Origin of the sequence: Legionella sp. PC1000 (assembly GCF_014109805.1) — a bacterium.
In the GTDB taxonomy this organism is placed as follows: Bacteria; Pseudomonadota; Gammaproteobacteria; order Legionellales; family Legionellaceae; genus Legionella; species Legionella resiliens.
Window position 1 is genome coordinate 3015528 of sequence record NZ_CP059400.1, and the last position, 19359, is coordinate 3034886.

Genomic DNA, 19359 nt, shown 5'->3' on the forward strand with positions numbered 1-19359 from the left:
AATTCAATGTTATTATTTTTAAAGAACGTATTGGATCCCGCGGATAAACCGCGGGACGTAGGACGATTAAGAACCATACACAGCATATCTATCGAGGAAAAGATGCAATTATAAATAACACCCTACTCCATCATAACCAATCACATGGCATGACTTGTAAGCACTTTGATCGAGCCGATAACTTACAGAACCATAATAGGCAATAATCGTTCCCTTTTTAGTTTGTTCTATATGAGGTTTTTGAAAGTTTGCTACAGCCTCGCATGTGGTGTGGTTTTTTATCCAAACTCCCCCCTCTGAAATAACACGAGCCTTGTTGGGAGTTAATGCATCCTTTCCACATTTTTGAATTGCCAAACGTTCCATTTTTGGAGCGGAAAAGAGGAGATCATAACCCGCTGCTGCTGCCTTAACCGCATTTTCAGCATCCAAAATTCCATGTCCGCAAGGTTTCTTACCAACACATGATTTGTTGGCATCAGTACTTACTCCAAAATCATGCGTCGTTGTATAGAGTAATTGTTCCACTTGTTCTGGACTAAGCACTTTTTCACTGGCTGCAATAATCAATCCAGCAACACCAGCAACATGGGGGGTTGCCATACTGGTCCCTTGATAAAAATCAAAACCAGATCCATTATAACCACCTCCGGGATTTACTGTGGATAAAATTCCTCCCCAAGTACCATAGCGTTTGTCCCCCCCTGGAGCAGATAAAGTAACGCTTGGGCCATAGTTCGAAAAATAGGACCTAAGCCCCTCGGGTCCAGTAGAGGCAACTTTAATGGTTCCATTACAGATTGCAGGTGCATTAAAATGTTCCCAAACATTATCATTTCCTGCTGCAATAGCGAGTACCGCTCCTTTTTTGCGTGCAAAAAAGACTGCTTCCTGTAACGCTTGATCACAATAATCAATTTCTTCTTTTGGGCCCTTGTCCACGCCAAAGCTCATGTTCAAAATTTTGGCAGGATGAATATTAGAAGGTACTCCAGGAACATCTCCTCCTACAGACCAATAAATGGCATTGATGACTGAGCTTTCATAGAACATGCCATTAGCAGCAGGAATTTTTAAAGGAAGAATTTTTAAATCTTCACCCATGCCGCTCATAACGTTCCCATAACCCGCAATAGTTCCAGCGACATGAGTACCATGGTAGGATCGGGTTTCATCGATTAAGTTATTATTATTTCCTGCAAAATTCCAACCCCATAGATTGCCTGCACTATCTTTTACCAGGTTATTGATCAAACTATCATTTAAAGCAATCCCGGTATCTAAGACTGCAACGACTATTGGCTTTTTAGAAAAACCAGTGGTATAGGCCCAAGCACCATCTCTCACTCCAGGCTTGGATTCCAACATAATCCCTGCAGGACGGGAAAACTCATCCCACTGACTTTCGTGCGATAATAAATCACCTGTACCCAAAATCTCAGGATCCGGAACGGGTTTAAAATAACTAATTCTGTCTTTAACTGCGTATAAGACTTGGGGATTTTTACGCAAACGCTCCAAAATCAAAGACGAAGCATCTTTATCAACTTCTTTAGCCAAAGTACTGTTTGTTGTGTCTAAAATTAATAAAAAAGCACCATTAGCCATAGGATTTAATTCTTTCACGGGTAACTGGGTTACCTGCTTTATTTGTGACTTTAAAGAAGAAACACTAGGTTCCGTGAACCAATTTTTTTAATTACTTGAAAAGTAGGCAGTTTTTATAGTGAAATTCGATTGCGATCGTTAACAACACTAATGGAACTGCCTACATGTATAATAATATATCAGAACGAGTCTGGGATACAATTTATTCTTTTCTGCAAGGAGTAAAAGGATTGCACATTAAGAATAATGAGAAGACAAGATGCTTTGTGGAAGGAGTCTGGTATGTATTACGTACAGGCTGTCAATGGCGCCTGCTCCCGCCCTATTACGGACATTGGCGTAAAATTCACAAGCGATATAAAATGTGGTCAGATCGCGGCATTTGGACTGGCTTAATGTCTTCAGTTAGCGATGTTGATGATCAAGCCGTCATGATTGATGCCACCATAGTGCGCGCGCATGCGTGTGCATCTGGTTACGACAAGGAAGGGAATGATGCTCAGGCATTGGGGCGCAGTAAAGGAGGTTTTACCACTAAAATTCACGCTTTGGTGGATGGACTGGGGAATCCGATTAAGTTTATCCTGACCGGGGGACATCGAAACGATATTACTCAAGCAGCAGAGCTATTGAAGGAGCAGCGTGACACGATAGTTCTTGCAGATAAAGGATATGATTCACAGGCACTTGTTGACACACTGGAGAGTCAAGGCTGTATTGCAACCATTCCGTCAAAAAAGAATGCGAAGAACCCAAGAAAAATCGATAAAGAGCAGTACAAAGAGCGGTTTTTAGTTGAAGCTTTTTTCTCCAAAATCAAACACTTTCGGCGTGTTTTTTCTCGTTTTGATAAAACAACGACCGCTTTTTCCGGGTTCTTACATTTGGCCGGAGCGCTTATATGGATGCGCTAGAAAATTGGTTCACGGAACCTAGTTATTTGTTCTTTATATTTTATTATGAGTCGAACGCTATCTTGATCGGGTGAAGCAAAAACAGTATGTGCGATAGATAAAAGACCTAAACCCAAAATCCCTGATTTAAACATGCAACAATCTCCTTATAAAATAAGTCGCAATTCAGTATGCAATAAGAAACAGGGCAAAACAAGATCAAACTTATCCCAAAATGTTACTCTCCTATACGTAATGTATTAATCTTAAAAAATAGCGTGTTGAAATTCTTCACACGCTCTATATACTGCATCTATCCCTTTGTTTGTATTAAAAAAACTCATGATGAACCTTCGATATTTTTTTTATAAAAACGCCACTCGCTGCATACGAAAATTACAATCTTTATTTGGTTTAAAAACTCTTGGTTCCCGTGCCATTATTTTAAATCATAACCATCAGATCCTTCTGGTAAAACATACCTATCAGCCGCATTGGTATCTTCCAGGTGGAGGTGTAAAAAAAGGTGAGTCCGCTAAAGAAGCAATAATACGTGAATTAAAAGAAGAAGTAGGCATAACCCCCACTGAAGAGCCACAACTATTTGGGATTTATTTTCATACTTATATGGGAGTATATGACTATCCGATAATCTTTATTATTAAACACTTTATCTCAGCAAAAGCCTATTCTCCTGAAATTGAACAAATGGCTTGGTATGATTACAACAAATTACCGGATATGGTGAGCCCAGGAACGAAACGTAGGCTTGATGAGTATTTTGCTCAAAATGCAAAATCAGATAGATGGTGATGCTTATAGGCTCTCTATCGTTTTCCCAACGATAGAGTCCTAATAATACTTTTTGTTAAGCAACTTCTGTTTGTGATAAAACATGAGTTAAATGATCAATGTCACTTTCATTATTAAAATAATGTAACGAAATCCTGATTCCTCCATCGCGTTGGGTTACCCAAATATTATTTTCTTCCAATTTTTTCATAACCTGTTCTAAATTGTTAAAGGGGCCCAATAGAGTGATTCCCGATCTGTAAGAACCAGGATAATCAGATTTGATAGGAATATTGATTGCTTTGACCTTCTCAACTAAATAATTTGTGAGCGATTTAATTCGTTCACTGATTAAAGGGATACTGATTTCATTGATTAAATCCAAAGCTGCATCTAAACCAGAAAAAATGGTCATATTATCCCAGCCAAGTTCAAAAATTCGCGCTGTATTATAAAACGAGCACTTTCCATCGAAACTCATCGCACTTTCTACACTTCGCCAACCGACAAGGCTTGGTTGTAATTTTTTAAAGAAGTCCGGATTAATATACATAAATGCAATTCCTTCCCCACACCCCAGCCATTTATAACAAGAACATATTAAAGCATCGATTTTTTGCTTTTCCACATCGATAGGGAAAGCACCAATTCCTTGGGTTCCATTCACGATAAAGTTTGCATTTGGACAATATTCCTTAATAAGTTCCAAAGGAAGCTTATAGCCATTTCCATAATGAATAAAGCTAGTAACAATCGATGAAATTTGATTCATATTTTTGCTTGAAATAGCTTCGAGCAATTCCTGTAAAGAATCTACCCAGTGGATGTTATGACCATTATTATTCCATGGCAAAACTGTAGATCCAAAATCGTTTTTTGCAATTAAGACAGAATTTTGGGGTTCAAGAGACTGGGCTATCGCGTTCATGCCAAACGATACATGAGGTATAAAAGCGATGTGCTCTTTATCTGCATTAATTAATTTTGCTATTTTTTCCCTGCAATGTTCCATTATTTGAATGTTTTCTCCGAAGACTCTTCCACCCATCTGAGCAACAATTTCATATCGATTTTGAATTGCTTTAAGTACAGGTAAAGGAAGCGCCCCACCTCCAGCAGTCATAAAATAGGTTTGTTGTTGTACCACAGGATAAAGATCTCTGATTGCATCCCAATTTATCATAATAATTTTACCTCTTCTCTTTGCACTTAAAACCTGGGAGATTCTCACAAGTTTCTCTATTCTTCGTACCGCGCTTTATGCGCGGTATCAGGAGAGCTTGCCTTTGAGGAAACAGGCTTAAAGTGCGAATATGGACGTGAACGAATCTATAGAACCAATTAGAAGTTAATCTGTAAGCGTTCAGCAATTTCACTTTCACTTAAATTATCAAGTTTATAAAGTGTTCCTGCTTTTGCTTTAGCTACTCCTAATTTGTTTGCTAATGAATTAGGGTTATAAACAGTGATTTTCTCAATATCAATATTTAACTGTTGCTTAATCTTCTCTTTTACGTCGTTAATTAATGCATTTTTCTTATCCTCACTTAAGCTTGAATTAAGTTCGATTTTAATTTCTATCTGCTCATTCTTAGAGATAATTTGATAATCGCAACCAATTTCTTCAAATTGGAAGAGGATCTCTTCAATTTGAATTGGAAATACTGAGAGTTTGTTTTTGGAACAGTATATCTTATCCGCAGCCCGGCCAAGTACGTGAATCACGGGTGTATCGTATTCACAGCCGCAATTAAATTGGAGCGTTCCAAAATCACCCGTTTTGTAACGCAATAAAGGCATATAATTTACATTGGTATTGGTTAAAACGATGTTACCTATTTCATTTTCTTGATCTACGGGAGTTACAAAATCATCTTTAAGTAATTCAACAATCAAATAAGGATTGGAGGGCAAATGGTAGTTATGCTTGCTGCACGAAACCAAACCTCCACTATCCAGCTCAGTCAAACCATATACGCCGTGTACCGAGGCGCCTCCATAGACTTTACTCAGTCTTTGGAACTTCGCTTTTGAAATAATTTCACCGGTTAAGATTATTTTCTTTATAGAAGATTTGCATGGATCAATACCTTGTTCTGACATTGCTTGTGCATAGCGAAGGGTTTCCAGGGGTCTTCCAATCAGAAGCTCCGGTTTTAACCGCTCTATAAGTTCGATTACTTTTTGGGGCATACATACTAGAGTTTTTACCCCAGCTGGAATAGCAGTGATCCCGGCTTTGGTTAATCCTGCAAAATATTTTATTCCAATCGGATTCATTTCAAATGGAAGTGCGATTATAGCGCGCTTCACTTCATCTTTATCTAAGTTAAGCCAATCAAAAATGAAGTTTGCGAATTCCCCACCTCGTTCGGGTCCGAGATCAGGGATAACTGGGAAAGGATTTCCTGAAGTTCCACTTGTTTCGAAATATGAAGGTGGATTGCTTTCTAACACTTCATTAACCAAGACAGATATATTAGGTACATTTTTATCAATTAACGGAAAATGTTTTAAATCATTCAAGGAATCAATAGGATGTTCTATATGCTGATAATAATCCTTATAAAATTGAAAATGGCTTTTAACATGCTCTAATAGTTGATTAAAACGACTACATAATACTTCTTGATCATTCAAGTTAAGAAAATGGCTGGACATATTTACCTCAAGGAATGTTACAAATTAAAAAGTCCAATGTCCCTTAAAATTGGGACATTGGATGTAATTTGAAAAATATTTTTAAACAGTTTCAACAACATCTTCGAGTTCTTTCGCACCAAGAGTATAATTGCCTTTGATACGTCTCATCAAATATCCTGCATATTCAATGGATTCATATTTTGGCGGAACATTGTTGATAACCAGCGGAGAAATATGCGCATGCATATTAGGCTCAAAGAAAAATGGAATTGAATATCTTTCTTTTCCTGAAATGTTGATAACACGATGTGGTGTAGAAATATAAGTGTCATTACTTAGTCTGCGTAACATATCCCCTGTATTCAGGACAAATGCATCTTCTAAAGGTTCAACATCTAACCAGGAATCATCCTGTTGTTTCACCTGTAAGCCGCCAAGGGAGTCTTGAGCCAAAATGGTGAGTATTCCATAATCAGTATGTGGTGCAATACCATATTGATCTTCAGGGATAATATTAGGCTGTGCTGGGTAGTTTTGTAACCGTAAGAAAGTAGTCGGATTGACAAAATATTTATCTAAAGCGTAGTAGTCCTGTCCCATTGAAAGAGAAACCACGCGAATTAAATTTCTTACTAACATGGTTAATTCATCTCGATAATGAATTAATGTATTCTTGAATTCAGGCAGTAATTTTTCATCCGGCCATTGATTTGGTCCAGCAAGATTAATTCCCATTTCAAAATCAGGATCATTGGCATCAACTTCATGCCCGAGAATAAACGCTGAACTCTGATTCGGTTTTATTGCCTCTCCCAGTGTTGATACTGAGAGAATCGACGTAGCAAACGGCATGTAGCCTCTAAAAAATTCATTTTGAATGATTTTAAGTTTTGCTTCTTCTGGAAGATGATGAAATAACTTAGCCTGCTCAAAAATAGAATTTACCAAACATTTCGAAATTCCATGATTTTTAATATAAGCAAAACCAATATTACTGTAGATATACTTAAACTCTTCTGCCAATCCCATTAAGTCCTGCTTCGTTTTTGCTGTACGCAAAGCAGATACATCAATTACAGGTATTTGATCATATATTTTCATTTGATTTTCCTAGGCAACTATTTAAATTAATTGCTGGTATTAGCAGTAGAAGAATAGGGTTGAGCATTTTTTTTCTTAAAACGAAGATACAACCATTGGCATTTATCTTGATCTTCTTCAGAAAGGAATAACTCACGAGTTTTAGCCATACCAACAGTAAGTGGTTTAGGATAAATAATAAAATCGTACCCCATTTTTGCCCACATTGGCATAACGATTGGGCACTCTTCTATTAAGTAATCCAAACCGTGTCTAAATAATGTATCTTTATCGGTCAACGGGTTGATAAGAGAAAGTCTATCAATATAAGTAAGAACATTCGTTTGGATAGCTTCTGCATATTGTTTGTTTTCATTATACTCTTTGACGATTGACTCTTTTAATCCATCATAATCTGGGTGGGAAAGTAATTCGTCCCAGCGAATAATTTGATGCGGTAGTTTAAGAAGATTTAATGCATGCTGACTGCGTTCCAACCAAAGATCGCCCGCTTTTTTAGAAAATTCAGTAGCTTTTTCTAGTCCCATATTACCTCTGTGATTATGTCTTTGCAAAGTATCCGCCATGACAATGTCACATGATTTAAAAGAATATTTATTAACTAATTCAATCGTTGCTAAAAACTTACCCTTTTCATGATAAGCTTGGCCTACGCTAATAAATAATAAGGCTTTTTTACCCGTAAAATCGGGAATCTTATTTTCGCTATGATTCTCAATATCCAACTCTGAATATCTAAAAGAAGCTTTATGCGTATTTAGCTCATCTAATGAAATGGCACTGGGTTCTTGTTCAATTTGGAGAGAAGAAAACATAGACTGTTGAGTAGAAAACATAGTTAGCAATCCTTGAGAAAAATATTTATTAATTTTTTTATGCAACTAACAACTATTGAACATCATGAACTCTAATAATCTTTTATGAGATTTATATAAACACATTGTTAGATGTGGGCGAATTATGAGGCTTTTTTTATAAATGCGCAACAATTTTAAAAGGTGGTTATGATTAAATCTCTTTGTAAAATCAGTTGTTTTATGTTGTTGAAATAAATAGATTTTTTTATAAAGAAACAATGATGTGAAAAATCAAGAAGGTACGGGTTCTGTGCAGCAGAACCCGTATTTTAGGAGTAAAGAAAATTAATAACGATATTGCTCAGACTTATAGGGACCATTAATTGCGACGCCTAAATAGTCCGCTTGTTCTTTGGAAAGTTGCGTCAATTTCGCTCCGATGCGTCCCAAATGCAAACGAGCTACTTTTTCATCCAATAATTTGGGAAGAACATACACTTGCCTGTCATACTGAGTCGCATTTTTAAATAATTCGATTTGCGCAAGAATTTGATTGGAAAAAGATGCTGACATGACAAAACTTGGATGGCCAGTAGCACAACCTAAATTAACCAACCGCCCTTCGGCTAAAAGAATCAGGCGCTTCCCATCAGGAAAAATTACATGATCAACTTGGGGCTTAATATTCTCCCATTGGTATTTCTTTAAACTCTGTACATCGATTTCAGAATCAAAATGGCCAATGTTGCATAAAATAGCCTGATTACGCATGCGCTTCATATGATCATGAGTTACTACATGGTAGTTACCCGTAGCAGTAACCACAATATCTACCTGCTCGGCAACATCATCCAGAGTCACCACGCGATACCCTTCCATTGCAGCCTGAAGCGCACAAATAGGATCAATTTCAGCAATGAGCACAACAGCGCCTTGACCACGTAATGCCTGTGCACACCCCTTACCCACATCACCATAGCCTAAAATGAGCGCGACCTTTCCTGCGATCATCACATCCGTGGCTCGTTTTATTCCATCCAATAAGGACTCGCGACATCCATACATGTTATCAAACTTGGATTTAGTTACTGAATCATTCACATTAATCGCAGGGATTTTTAAATCACCTTTTTTGGCCATTTCATACAAGCGGGCAACACCGGTTGTTGTTTCCTCAGACACTCCTTTAATTCCAGATAATAATTCCGGGAACTTTTGATGCACGATTTGTGTCAGATCGCCACCATCATCCAGCAATAAATTAGGAGTCCAATGATTCGGTCCAGTAAGAGTTTGCTCAACACACCACCAGTACTCTTCCTCAGTTTCACCTTTCCAGGCAAAAACAGGAATGCCCTTAGCAGCCATAGCTGCAGCAGCATGATCCTGAGTGGAAAATATATTACAAGAAGACCAGCGAACCTCAGCACCCAAAGCAATCAATGTTTCAATCAGCACTGCTGTTTGGATTGTCATGTGCAGGCAACCTGCAATGCGAGCGCCTTTTAACGGTTTTGTTGCAGCAAACTCTTCACGCAAAGCCATTAAGCCAGGCATTTCGGTTTCGGCAATTGCAATTTCTTTGCGTCCCCAAGAAGCCAGCGATATATCAGCCACTTTATAATCTTGAGCCATTTTACTTCCTGCTCCTACTTTATTGACTAGTTCCATTAGAGCCCTCCTTTAGGCCATACCCCTATAAAGCTTTACGTAGCTCCGTTACTTTATCCAAACGTTCCCATGGAAGATTCTCACGTCCATAATGACCATAAGTAGCTGTTTGTCTGTAGATTGGACGAAGCAAATCATGATATTCAATAATACCTTGGGGTGTTAAGTCAAAATGAGCATTAATTAATTCAATAATTTCGCTATCCTGCAAACGACCGGTACCAAAAGTTTCAACAAAAATTGAAGTGGGCTCAGCAACGCCAATTGCATAAGAAATTTGTAGCTCACACTTATCAGCCAGTCCGGCAGCCACTATATTTTTTGCAACATGTCGCGCTGCATATGCCGCTGAGCGATCTACTTTGGAAGGATCCTTACCTGAGAAACATCCTCCTCCATGCCGCGCCATCCCACCATAAGTATCTACGATAATTTTACGACCGGTTAGCCCACAATCTCCTAAAGGTCCACCAATAACAAACCGGCCTGTTGGGTTGATAAAGTAACGTGTTCTATGTGTTAGCCATTCGCCGGGTAATGTGGTTTTAATAATTTCTTCACGCACGGCCTCGACTAAATCATTATGTCCAATTTCAGCTGCATGTTGCGTTGAGAAAACAACTGTATCTACTTCAACAGGGATACCCTTTTCATATTTTAAAGTGATTTGACATTTGGCATCAGGCCGCAACCAGGGCAATGCTCCTGATTTACGTAAATGGGCTTGTTTTTCCATCAAACGATGTGCATAGGCAATAGGAGCTGGCATGTAAACATCTGTCTCACGGCTGGCATAACCGAACATTAAACCTTGATCTCCAGCACCAAGAATTCTCGTTTCTTTATTATCTACACCTTGAGCAATATCAGGAGATTGCTTGCCTATAGCAGAAAGTACGGCGCAAGATTCCCAATCAAAACCCATTTGCGAACTATTATAACCTATATCTTTAATTACTTGTCGCGTCACCGCTTCCACGTCTACCCAAGCTTTAGTAGTAATTTCCCCGCCGACTAAAACCATTCCCGTTTTAACAAACACCTCACAAGCAACACGAGCAGCAGGATCCTGCATTAAAATAGCATCTAGAATTGCATCAGAAATTTGATCGGCTATTTTGTCAGGATGTCCTTCAGAAACCGACTCAGACGTAAAAACGTGACTTTCATTCATTAATTAATCCTCTTAAATATTTATATGTCCTATTTATTTCATCAATTGTATAAATTCATTAAATATTATTTCTATATCATGGGGTCCGGGACTGGCTTCCGGATGTCCTTGAAAACCCAATGCTGGTTTCTCCTTATGTCTGATACCCTGTAGAGTATTATCAAATAAAGAACGATGAGTAATGGAAAGACACTTGGGCAAGCTCTCTTCATCAACCGCAAAACCATGGTTTTGACTTGTTATAAAAACGCGTTTTTTCCCTTCAGTTTCAATTACCGGATGATTCGCACCATGGTGACCGAATTTCATTTTTTTGGTCATTCCACCACAAGCTAAAGCTAAAATCTGAAAACCCAGACAAATACCAAATAGAGGAATATCATGCGCCAAAAATTCCTGGGTTGCGCGAATAGCATAATCGCAAGCCTGTGGATCTCCTGGGCCATTTGATAAAAATACTCCATTGGGATTCATCGCTAAAACTTCCGCAGCAGAGGTTTTTGCCGGAACTAAAGTTAAATGACACCCCTTGTCATGCAAAATACGCAGAATATTGTGCTTTACTCCAAAATCATAAGCAACGACATGAAATTGTTGCGGCTGAGAATCCTTCCCCCATTCACCTTGGCCATCATGCCAGCGCTCTATGGTTTTTCTAGAAACTTCCTGAGCCAAATCAACACCCTGCAACCCAGAGAAGGATCGTGCTTTTGCCAAAACCAGTTCAGGGTTCCCTACATCAGTACTAATGCAAGCACCCAAAGCACCATGCTCTCGTAAACGTAAGGTTAAATCGCGAGTATCAACTCCAGCAATAGCAACTACCCCATTTTTTTTGAGCCAATCTGGAAGAGATTGCTCCGCGCGATAATTACTATGGATTATTGAAGAGTTACGAAGCACCAAACCGGCAGCCCAAACTTTATTTGACTCCATATCTTCATGCGTACATCCAGTATTTCCTACATGTGCTGTAGTCAAGGTAATGATTTGTCGTGCATAGGAAGGATCAGTGAGCATTTCCTGATAACCGGTTAAAGAAGTATTAAAAACCAACTCTCCGACACAATCGCCTGTTGCCCCCACCGAAATACCCTCATAAACGGTACCATCGGCTAATACTAAAATTGCTGGTTGGTTCATCATGGATCTACTCTTTTTGGTTCAACTGGAAACTCTATTGGCATTTGAACTTGCATCTTGGATGCAAAAAACATATCCCAGACTTCGCTGACAAGGGTTTTTCCGGCTAGAGCTTTGCTTCATCCGGAAGTGATTCATATTCCTCGACACTTAAGTTCAAAAAATGCACATTTCGATAAATGTGCAATTGTAACTTACTTATTTCAAAATTTCATGTCTTCGAAGAATTTTTTCACACCTGCAAACCAAGAATTAGAGCGTGGAGAATGTTTTCCTTTAGAATTTTCCAGTGATTCTTGGAATTTATTTAATAATTCTTTTTGCTCTCGCGATAAATTCACAGGAGTTTCTATAACCACTTTACATAGTAAATCCCCTTGGCCATGCCCACGTACGGACTTCATCCCTTTACCTCTTAAACGAAATACTTTACCGGTTTGCGTTTCTTCAGGGATTTTTAAAGTGACGCGTCCTTCAAGGGTTGGTACTTCTATAGAACCACCCATAGCCGCGATAATAAAACTTATTGGCACTTCACAATGTAAGTCATTTTCATGACGTTCAAATATAGCATGTTTTTTTATGTTAATTTGTACATAAAGATCGCCAGGCCCCCCACCATGTGTACCCGCTTCTCCTTCTCCGCTTAAACGAACCCGATCGCCGTTATCAACACCCGCGGGAATTTTAACTGTAAGTTTTTTGCTTTCCCGTACCCGGCCTTGACCATGACAGTCTGGACAAGGGTTAGAAATAATTTTTCCTTCACCATGACAACTAGGGCAGGTTTGCTGAATGGAGAAAAAACCTTGCTGAATTCTAACTTGTCCCATACCACTGCAGGTTTCACACGTTTTTGGTTGGGTTCCTTTTTTGGCACCACTACCACTACACGTAGTACACGCACCATGTCTAGGAACTGTAATTTGTACTTCTTTACCTTGCGCCGCTTCTTCAAGTGTTAATTGCACATTAAACTGTAAGTCAGCACCGTGTTGACCACGAGATTGGCGTCCAGCCCCTCGTCCACCCGAAAAAATATTTTCAAAAATATCTTCAAAGACGTCCCCAAAACCTCCGAACCCACCAAAACCTCCGGGTCCGCCTCGCAAGGAAGGATCAACACCCGCGTGACCAAATTGATCATATGCGGAACGTTTTTGTGGATCAGAAAGAATGCTGTAAGCGGATTGAATTTCTTTAAATTTTTCTTCTGCAGCAGAATCACCAGGATTACGATCAGGGTGATACTTCATTGCCAATCTGCGATATGCTTTTTTAATTTCAGCGTCACTTGCAGTTCGACTTACTTCTAAAAGTTCATAATAATCCCGCTGTTCCATAACTACTCACAATATTAAAAATTAAAATGGACAATGTGGTCTAGGTACAGCGAAGCGAAACCCGGAATTCCAAGCATAAATAAGCTCTTAATTCCGGGTTCCGCTTCACTGTACCTAAGCTACAAAGCACCTAAGTTACTAAGTCACGATATAGCACCAATTATTTCTTATCGTCTTTAACTTCCTCGAACTCAGCATCTACAACACCTTCATCCGTTTTAGCTGATTCTTGGGATTGCGCTTGTTCTTGGTGTGCCTGCTCTTGTCCTGTTTGCCCTGCTTGTCCTTCTGATGCTTTTTTAGCATAAACTCGTTCAGCCATTTTTGCAGAAGCATCGCTTAGCACTTTTAATTTGTCTTCAATTTGTGCTTTATCACTACCCTGAACTGCCTCTTTTAATTCGGCAATAGCATTTTCAATCCCTTTTTTCTCATCTTCGTTGAGTTCAGTTGCCAGATCTTTCATAGATTTTTCACAACTATGAATCAAACTGTCTGCCTGATTGCGCAGCTCTGCCATTTCTTTAAATTTCTTATCTTCATCAGCATGAGATTTAGCATCTTTGACCATTGCTTCCACTTCTTCATCACTCAAACCACTGGATGCTTTAATGACAATTGATTGAGCCTTCCCTGTCGCTTTATCTTTAGCAGAAACATTTAAGATACCGTTTGCATCGATATCAAAAGTTACCTCAATTTGGGGTACGCCACGTGGTGCAGGAGGAATATCACCTAAATCGAAGCGGCCCAAAGATTTATTCGCTGACGCTTGATCTCTTTCACCTTGCAACACATGTACAGTAACAGCTGTTTGATTATCATCTGCGGTAGAGAATACCTGGTTGGCTTTAGTGGGAATTGTGGTATTTTTCTCAATGAGTTTGGTCATTACGCCACCCATGGTTTCAATACCTAAAGATAAAGGCGTTACGTCAAGCAACAAAATATCCTTTACTTCACCAGATAATACTGCAGCTTGGATGGCAGCACCTACAGCAACTGCTTCATCAGGGTTAACGTCTTTACGCGGCTCTTTACCAAAAAACTCTTCTACTGTTTTTTGGACTAAAGGCATACGGGTTTGCCCCCCCACCAAAATGACTTCATTAATTTGTGATACAGTCAGTCCAGCATCTTTCAATGCGATTTTACAAGGCTCTACAGTACGCTCAACCAGCTTCTCAACCAAAGACTCCAATTTGGCGCGAGTCAATTTGATATTTAAGTGTTTTGGTCCAGAAGCATCCGCTGTAATATAAGGTAAATTAACATCTGTTTGCTGTGCTGAAGAAAGTTCAATTTTTGCTTTTTCAGCGGCATCTTTCAGTCGTTGTAACGCTAATGGATCGTTGTGTAAATCAATACCAGTATCCTTTTTGAATTCAGAAGCCAGGTATTCAATCAAAGCCAAGTCAAAGTCTTCACCGCCTAAGAAAGTATCACCATTTGTTGCGAGTACTTCGAATTGATGTTCTCCATCAACTTCTGCGATTTCAATAATTGAAATATCAAAAGTACCACCACCAAGGTCATACACAGCAATGATTGAATCACCGCGTTTTTTGTCCATGCCATAGGCAAGAGCAGCAGCAGTAGGCTCGTTGATGATACGTTTTACATCAAGACCTGCAATACGGCCAGCATCTTTGGTTGCCTGGCGTTGAGAATCATTGAAATAAGCAGGTACGGTAATCACCGCTTCTTTCACTTCTTCACCGAGGTAATCTTCGGCGGTTTTTTTCATTTTACGTAGTACTTCAGCAGAAATCTGTGGTGGTGCTTTGTCTTGATCTTTCACACGAACCCAAGCATCTCCATTGTCTGCTTTAACAATCTTGTATGGCACCATTTTGATATCTTTTTGTACAACCGCATCTTCAAAACGACGACCAATCAATCGCTTAATTGCAAATAGAGTATTATCCGGGTTAGTTACTGCTTGACGTTTTGCAGATTGTCCAACCAATACTTCACCGTCATCTGTATAAGCGACGATGGAAGGAGTAGTGCGGTGACCTTCACTGTTTTCAATAACCTTAGGTTTATCACCCTCCATGACAGCAACACATGAGTTGGTGGTACCTAAGTCGATTCCTATAATTTTAGCCATTCTATTCTTGCTCCAAAGTAATAATTTCTAATGCGATGATTCTTATATGGGGTATAACTTGCCAATTTCAACCCACAAAGCGCACATTTTTATTTTTTTGATACGACAACACGCGCTGGTCTAATCACGCGATCACTGAGTTTGTATCCCTTTTGGAATACCGCTAATACTATATTGGGTTCTGCATCGGGTGCAGCCTGCATAGACATTGCTTCATGAAGCTGCGGATCAAAGGGCGTGCCCATAGGGTCAATTTGCTGAACCTCGAATTTCTTCAATACATCCATAAAAAGCTTCAAAGTTAATTCCAAACCTTCGTGCATTGATACATCTTCTGCTTTAACAGCCAGCTGCAAGGCTTGCTCCAGGCTGTCGATCACCGGTAATAAATCAGTAATTAACTTCTCAACACCATAACGATGAGCATTCGCTACCTCACGCTCAGCACGGCGACGTACATTATCCAACTCCGCTTGGGCACGGACAGCTTTTTCCCAATTTTCATGAGATTGCTGTTCAGCAAGAGTGAGTTTTTCACTCAATTCAATGTAATTTGGATGATCTAAAGAAGGTTCCAGGTGTTCTATCTCTTCAGGCAGATCTAGAGTACCTTCAGGATGCTCAACTTCTTTGGATTCTTTAGATTCATGTTCTTTTTTAAGTTGATGCCAATTTCTTTTATCTTGTTTTTTACTCATGCAATGACTCCTAATCCGACAGCTTAGCAAGGTGAAAACCAAAGATGGGGGCACCTGATAAGATTTCAAGCCTTTAAATTTTTTTATTTATAGAACATCGAATAGCACAGAGTAACCCGTTAAATTAAAGATCTTTTATTTCAAAAATAGTTATTTTTTTAATTAGATCACACAATATAAGTATAAAGTAGTATAATTTGAGTCCAAATTATTATATTTATTGCCAAACAGGTAGTTACCTAATGTATACAACTTTTGAGACTCTCATAGAAGATACTGCAGAATGTATCTCAAAACACCTTAATCTGGAACAACAAGTTCATTTATCCACCATTTCCACAGGAATTAATCAATTATTTCATAGCTCCCTGCAACGATGTAAGAAAAAGGCATTTTTTGAACATGTGAAGAAAGCAAATTATCCTATGGTAGAAAAATTTCTCGATAAAGAACCCCAACTATTATTTAAATATGGCGAATTAACAGAAAATTTTCCCCTTCGATCCATAACACCTTTATCTTATGCTTTTATATTTTGCGATCGTTATATGTTAAAACTCTTTAAAAAAAATATTGAAAAAAAGTGTACTGAAGAAAATAAAAAAATGATTACTTTACTTCAGGATAATCCACCCGAACATGTGGATTTAACCCATCTCTTCGATATCTATGAACATTATATTAGCTGTTGTCGTGACTGGTCCGCTCACAGGATATCTGAATCCGAACTTAATCAAGCATGGCTTAAATTGGGTAAAGCTCAGCGCAAATATTTTCCATGGACCATGTTAAAATTGTATTGCAGCACTGATTTAAAAAATACTGGAATAGTATCTCAGGAAAAGCTGAATGATGTGCCTCAAGTTTATGATTATTATAGTGGACGAAGACATAAAATCGCATTAGATATCACACAATTAGGAGAACAGTTTGCTTTATATCATACCGTGCAGGGAGTCTATGCTATAGGAATTAAGGGATCAATGACACCTCCTCGAAATAGTGCTGCGATTCAATCAGAACTCACTGCTTTGAGAGCTTTATTTTCTCAGATGAAGAATAGTACTGATGAGTTATTAGCTGATATTTTCAACGAGGTACCTCAGCAGTGTTCCCTGAACTTTAACAAGTTCGCATAAAGAGTACTATTTGATTATAGTACCTTGAACGATGTTGTTAGTTCTTCCCGAGGTTCTTTTATTCTTTCGACAAAATGCTCTAGAAACGGTTTAACATGCTTGCAGGTATCTGGTGTCAAAGCCCCAAGTGATTTATGACCCACATAATCTGATACAAGAAGACCAGGCATAATACGTATCTTATCTTCAGGATGGTCTTCATTCCACTTTTTAATTCGTTCAATAGCAAAATGGGATTCACAATCAACCATAGTACACCCTTCATCCATTCGTTCTTCAAGCCAACCAAAAGTTTCTATAAATGGTGAATCGACATGAACATGTAATCCAACGGACTCATCATTAAGCCATCCTTTGCCTTTCTGATCGATAGGCGGCATGATTACTTCTGTATCCTCCAGTGTATATCGTGCTCCTGTTTCAGGATTAGTCGTTGTAAAAAAAACATGATAAGTTCCAATATGCTGCTCTACTACGTCTTCTTCCAATTTTTCCTCTCTGCGACCAATTGCCCCTCCTATTCCCGCCAAAAATACCTCACGTACATGCAAGTGTTCCGCCATATCGGTCATCATGGGTCCCATTACTTCTCCATAGGGCATACTTAAATTAATTATACCCACCACACCGCCTTTGGCTCCTTTAGTGGGGTAAAAGGTCATTGCACACTTACTTCCAGGCTCCGATTTTATTTGGCCATCGACATCAATGTCTTCATCTAAGCGTTCAATCTCTCTCCCTAAAATTCCCCCATTTCCTGCAATAACAAGCGCTGTATTTTGCTTTTCTAAATTAATACCTGATGATAAGAGTTTTTCTTTGAAATTTAAGATATCTTGAGTGATATCATGCTCGATACTCTGAGTGTCTCCATACACTTTGACCTTATCAACATTAACCCCTGCCATTTTAAGCGTGAGTAATTGTGAAATTAAATTGGCTTGGCTTTGGAGGCCCGCCAATGTAATTATAAAATCACCCGTTTCTTTATTAATGAATGAATAATATCTTCCTGTGGAAGGGAACCATATTTCCTCGACTAAATCAAAACCTCTGTCTTTATAAAAACCTATCATATCTTCAGTAGGCCCAAGAAAGGCCTCAAGCTGTCCATTATTCCCACACGATCGCAATAAACCTTTTAACGGTCCACCAAGTCTCATGTCGAGAGATTGTTGTATTTTATTCTCTTTCGTTTGCCCTTCAAGAGGTATAAAAAGCGTATGATTATCATTCGGATCAAACTTCTGTACACAAGCAGGAATATGAGTTCCAACCTTACTTCTATTTTCAGAATGCTCCCTTTGAGAAGGGCTCTCAGGCCCGCTTTTTCCCTTTGACCTTAATTCAGCAATAACTTTTGCCGCACTACGTACTTTATAGTTTGTACCTTGTATTGCTACAACATAGGGTACTTTAAATCCTCCACTGACTGCATAGTATGATAGCTCCTTTTGGGTTCTCAACGAAGCCTCATAAAAAAAATGCTGCTGGCGTGCTTGTTTGTGTAGTGGGCTTAGACTACGTCCCTTTTTTATATCCTCAATGATGTGTTCATCAGTTAAAGTGGGAACCCGTCTTCTTCGTGTTTGTATTTCCTGATGATTATTAGCGATTATTTCCTGCATTTTCGGATCCAATTCCGAAAATTTAATCATATTCTGAGTCCACGCTTTTTGAATAATAGGGTCTTTTAAGTTATCTGAAAAATAAAGTGTTCGAAGATGCCAATCACCAGGCGCCACATTACTTCTAGGTTTATATCCAAATATTTTTAATTGATTATTTTGAATAATCAATATAGGAGCATGACCGTTTTTCTCTGAAAGCTCCAAAAGACTCTTAGAATCCAATGGGCTATCATCATCCATTCTTTTGAGAATAATATTATAATCGCCCTTGATTGTACGGTTAAATTGCCCTTTTTCGTCAGTCTTATCTTGCTTGTCTTGACTCATTTTCACACTCTCTGGATATTAAACCAATCACTATTATTATAGGCGATTTATTGCTCATACTGTCTCATTTCAACACCATTAAAATGATTATTAAATGCACACAACAAAGGGAGAACTCATAGATGATGACACCGCCTCAATATCGTGATGCGATTCAATCTGGGACTCGAAGTACGAATGAAGTATTCGCTGATATTTTCAATAATGAACCCAGGCAATATTCTCTATGAAATTTAAGAATTATTAGTTGAAAGCCCAGGGTCTATAACAGACTCTAACAAAGTAC

General features: G+C 38.7%; 14 protein-coding genes and 1 pseudogene. 3 read left to right on the forward strand and 12 right to left on the reverse strand.

Annotated features, from left to right (window positions below; all coding sequences use genetic code 11):
• Positions 1 to 108 precede the first annotated feature (108 nt).
• A pseudogene (locus tag FOLKNPGA_RS13175) lies at positions 109 to 1674 on the reverse strand (S8 family serine peptidase); the annotation flags it as partial.
• Positions 1675 to 1772: 98 nt separating this feature from the next.
• Between FOLKNPGA_RS13175 and FOLKNPGA_RS13180 the strand changes: the two are divergent.
• Positions 1773 to 2522, forward strand: coding sequence for an IS5 family transposase (locus FOLKNPGA_RS13180; protein ID WP_058441825.1), 750 nt, complete (start codon positions 1773 to 1775; stop codon positions 2520 to 2522).
• A 321-nt stretch (positions 2523 to 2843) separates the two neighbouring features.
• Positions 2844 to 3314 carry an NUDIX domain-containing protein gene (locus FOLKNPGA_RS13185; protein ID WP_255465977.1) on the forward strand — a complete coding sequence of 157 codons (471 nt, stop codon included), beginning with the start codon at positions 2844 to 2846 and terminating at the stop codon, positions 3312 to 3314.
• Positions 3315 to 3369: 55 nt separating this feature from the next.
• Here FOLKNPGA_RS13185 and FOLKNPGA_RS13190 read toward each other — a convergent pair whose 3' ends face one another.
• From FOLKNPGA_RS13190 to grpE, 10 genes are all read right to left on the reverse strand, one after another.
• Positions 3370 to 4476 carry an aminotransferase class V-fold PLP-dependent enzyme gene (locus FOLKNPGA_RS13190; RefSeq protein WP_182350333.1) on the reverse strand — a complete coding sequence of 369 codons (1107 nt, stop codon included), beginning with the start codon at positions 4474 to 4476 and terminating at the stop codon, positions 3370 to 3372.
• Between the two features lie 158 nt (positions 4477 to 4634).
• On the reverse strand, positions 4635 to 5954 hold the full coding sequence (locus tag FOLKNPGA_RS13195; protein WP_182350334.1) for a phenylacetate--CoA ligase family protein: 1320 nt from the start codon (positions 5952 to 5954) through the stop codon (positions 4635 to 4637).
• 81 nt (positions 5955 to 6035) lie between these two features.
• The gene (locus FOLKNPGA_RS13200; protein ID WP_182350335.1) at positions 6036 to 7037 is read right to left on the reverse strand and encodes an isopenicillin N synthase family oxygenase; all 1002 of its coding nucleotides are present in this window, start codon (positions 7035 to 7037) and stop codon (positions 6036 to 6038) included.
• Between the two features lie 26 nt (positions 7038 to 7063).
• Positions 7064 to 7873, reverse strand: coding sequence for a tRNA-dependent cyclodipeptide synthase (locus FOLKNPGA_RS13205; RefSeq protein ID WP_182350336.1), 810 nt, complete (start codon positions 7871 to 7873; stop codon positions 7064 to 7066).
• A 306-nt stretch (positions 7874 to 8179) separates the two neighbouring features.
• Positions 8180 to 9505, reverse strand: a complete 1326-nt coding sequence (gene ahcY, locus FOLKNPGA_RS13210) for an adenosylhomocysteinase (protein ID WP_182350337.1) — start codon at positions 9503 to 9505, stop codon at positions 8180 to 8182.
• A 25-nt stretch (positions 9506 to 9530) separates the two neighbouring features.
• Positions 9531 to 10679: a methionine adenosyltransferase gene (gene metK, locus FOLKNPGA_RS13215; protein WP_182350338.1), complete on the reverse strand. Its 1149-nt coding sequence runs from the start codon at positions 10677 to 10679 to the stop codon at positions 9531 to 9533.
• Between the two features lie 33 nt (positions 10680 to 10712).
• On the reverse strand, positions 10713 to 11825 hold the full coding sequence (carA, locus tag FOLKNPGA_RS13220) for a glutamine-hydrolyzing carbamoyl-phosphate synthase small subunit (RefSeq protein WP_182350339.1): 1113 nt from the start codon (positions 11823 to 11825) through the stop codon (positions 10713 to 10715).
• A gap of 200 nt (positions 11826 to 12025) precedes the next feature.
• Positions 12026 to 13165, reverse strand: a complete 1140-nt coding sequence (gene dnaJ, locus FOLKNPGA_RS13225; RefSeq protein ID WP_182350340.1) for a molecular chaperone DnaJ — start codon at positions 13163 to 13165, stop codon at positions 12026 to 12028.
• A gap of 160 nt (positions 13166 to 13325) precedes the next feature.
• On the reverse strand, positions 13326 to 15278 hold the full coding sequence (gene dnaK, locus FOLKNPGA_RS13230; RefSeq protein WP_182350341.1) for a molecular chaperone DnaK: 1953 nt from the start codon (positions 15276 to 15278) through the stop codon (positions 13326 to 13328).
• Between the two features lie 89 nt (positions 15279 to 15367).
• Positions 15368 to 15976 carry a nucleotide exchange factor GrpE gene (grpE, locus tag FOLKNPGA_RS13235; protein ID WP_182350342.1) on the reverse strand — a complete coding sequence of 203 codons (609 nt, stop codon included), beginning with the start codon at positions 15974 to 15976 and terminating at the stop codon, positions 15368 to 15370.
• A gap of 242 nt (positions 15977 to 16218) precedes the next feature.
• Between grpE and FOLKNPGA_RS13240 the strand changes: the two genes are divergently transcribed.
• Positions 16219 to 17115 carry a hypothetical protein gene (locus tag FOLKNPGA_RS13240; RefSeq protein ID WP_182350343.1) on the forward strand — a complete coding sequence of 299 codons (897 nt, stop codon included), beginning with the start codon at positions 16219 to 16221 and terminating at the stop codon, positions 17113 to 17115.
• 14 nt (positions 17116 to 17129) lie between these two features.
• Here the strand turns inward: FOLKNPGA_RS13240 and FOLKNPGA_RS13245 are convergent, their stop codons facing one another.
• Complete coding sequence (locus FOLKNPGA_RS13245) at positions 17130 to 19073, reverse strand: hypothetical protein (protein WP_182350344.1); 1944 nt, start codon at positions 19071 to 19073, stop codon at positions 17130 to 17132.
• Between the last annotated feature and the right edge of the window lie 286 nt (positions 19074 to 19359).

What these genes read in the sequence shown, in the direction of transcription:
- FOLKNPGA_RS13180 (WP_058441825.1), top strand. Translation starts at nt 1,773, where the DNA reads ATGTATAATAATATATCAGAACGAGTCTGGGATACAATTTATTCTTTT.
- FOLKNPGA_RS13185 (WP_255465977.1), top strand. Translation starts at nt 2,844, where the DNA reads ATGATGAACCTTCGATATTTTTTTTATAAAAACGCCACTCGCTGCATA.
- FOLKNPGA_RS13190 (WP_182350333.1), bottom strand. Translation starts at nt 4,476, where the DNA reads ATGATAAATTGGGATGCAATCAGAGATCTTTATCCTGTGGTACAACAA.
- FOLKNPGA_RS13195 (WP_182350334.1), bottom strand. Translation starts at nt 5,954, where the DNA reads ATGTCCAGCCATTTTCTTAACTTGAATGATCAAGAAGTATTATGTAGT.
- FOLKNPGA_RS13200 (WP_182350335.1), bottom strand. Translation starts at nt 7,037, where the DNA reads ATGAAAATATATGATCAAATACCTGTAATTGATGTATCTGCTTTGCGT.
- FOLKNPGA_RS13205 (WP_182350336.1), bottom strand. Translation starts at nt 7,873, where the DNA reads ATGTTTTCTACTCAACAGTCTATGTTTTCTTCTCTCCAAATTGAACAA.
- ahcY (WP_182350337.1), bottom strand. Translation starts at nt 9,505, where the DNA reads ATGGAACTAGTCAATAAAGTAGGAGCAGGAAGTAAAATGGCTCAAGAT.
- metK (WP_182350338.1), bottom strand. Translation starts at nt 10,679, where the DNA reads ATGAATGAAAGTCACGTTTTTACGTCTGAGTCGGTTTCTGAAGGACAT.
- carA (WP_182350339.1), bottom strand. Translation starts at nt 11,825, where the DNA reads ATGATGAACCAACCAGCAATTTTAGTATTAGCCGATGGTACCGTTTAT.
- dnaJ (WP_182350340.1), bottom strand. Translation starts at nt 13,165, where the DNA reads ATGGAACAGCGGGATTATTATGAACTTTTAGAAGTAAGTCGAACTGCA.
- dnaK (WP_182350341.1), bottom strand. Translation starts at nt 15,278, where the DNA reads ATGGCTAAAATTATAGGAATCGACTTAGGTACCACCAACTCATGTGTT.
- grpE (WP_182350342.1), bottom strand. Translation starts at nt 15,976, where the DNA reads ATGAGTAAAAAACAAGATAAAAGAAATTGGCATCAACTTAAAAAAGAA.
- FOLKNPGA_RS13240 (WP_182350343.1), top strand. Translation starts at nt 16,219, where the DNA reads ATGTATACAACTTTTGAGACTCTCATAGAAGATACTGCAGAATGTATC.
- FOLKNPGA_RS13245 (WP_182350344.1), bottom strand. Translation starts at nt 19,073, where the DNA reads ATGAGTCAAGACAAGCAAGATAAGACTGACGAAAAAGGGCAATTTAAC.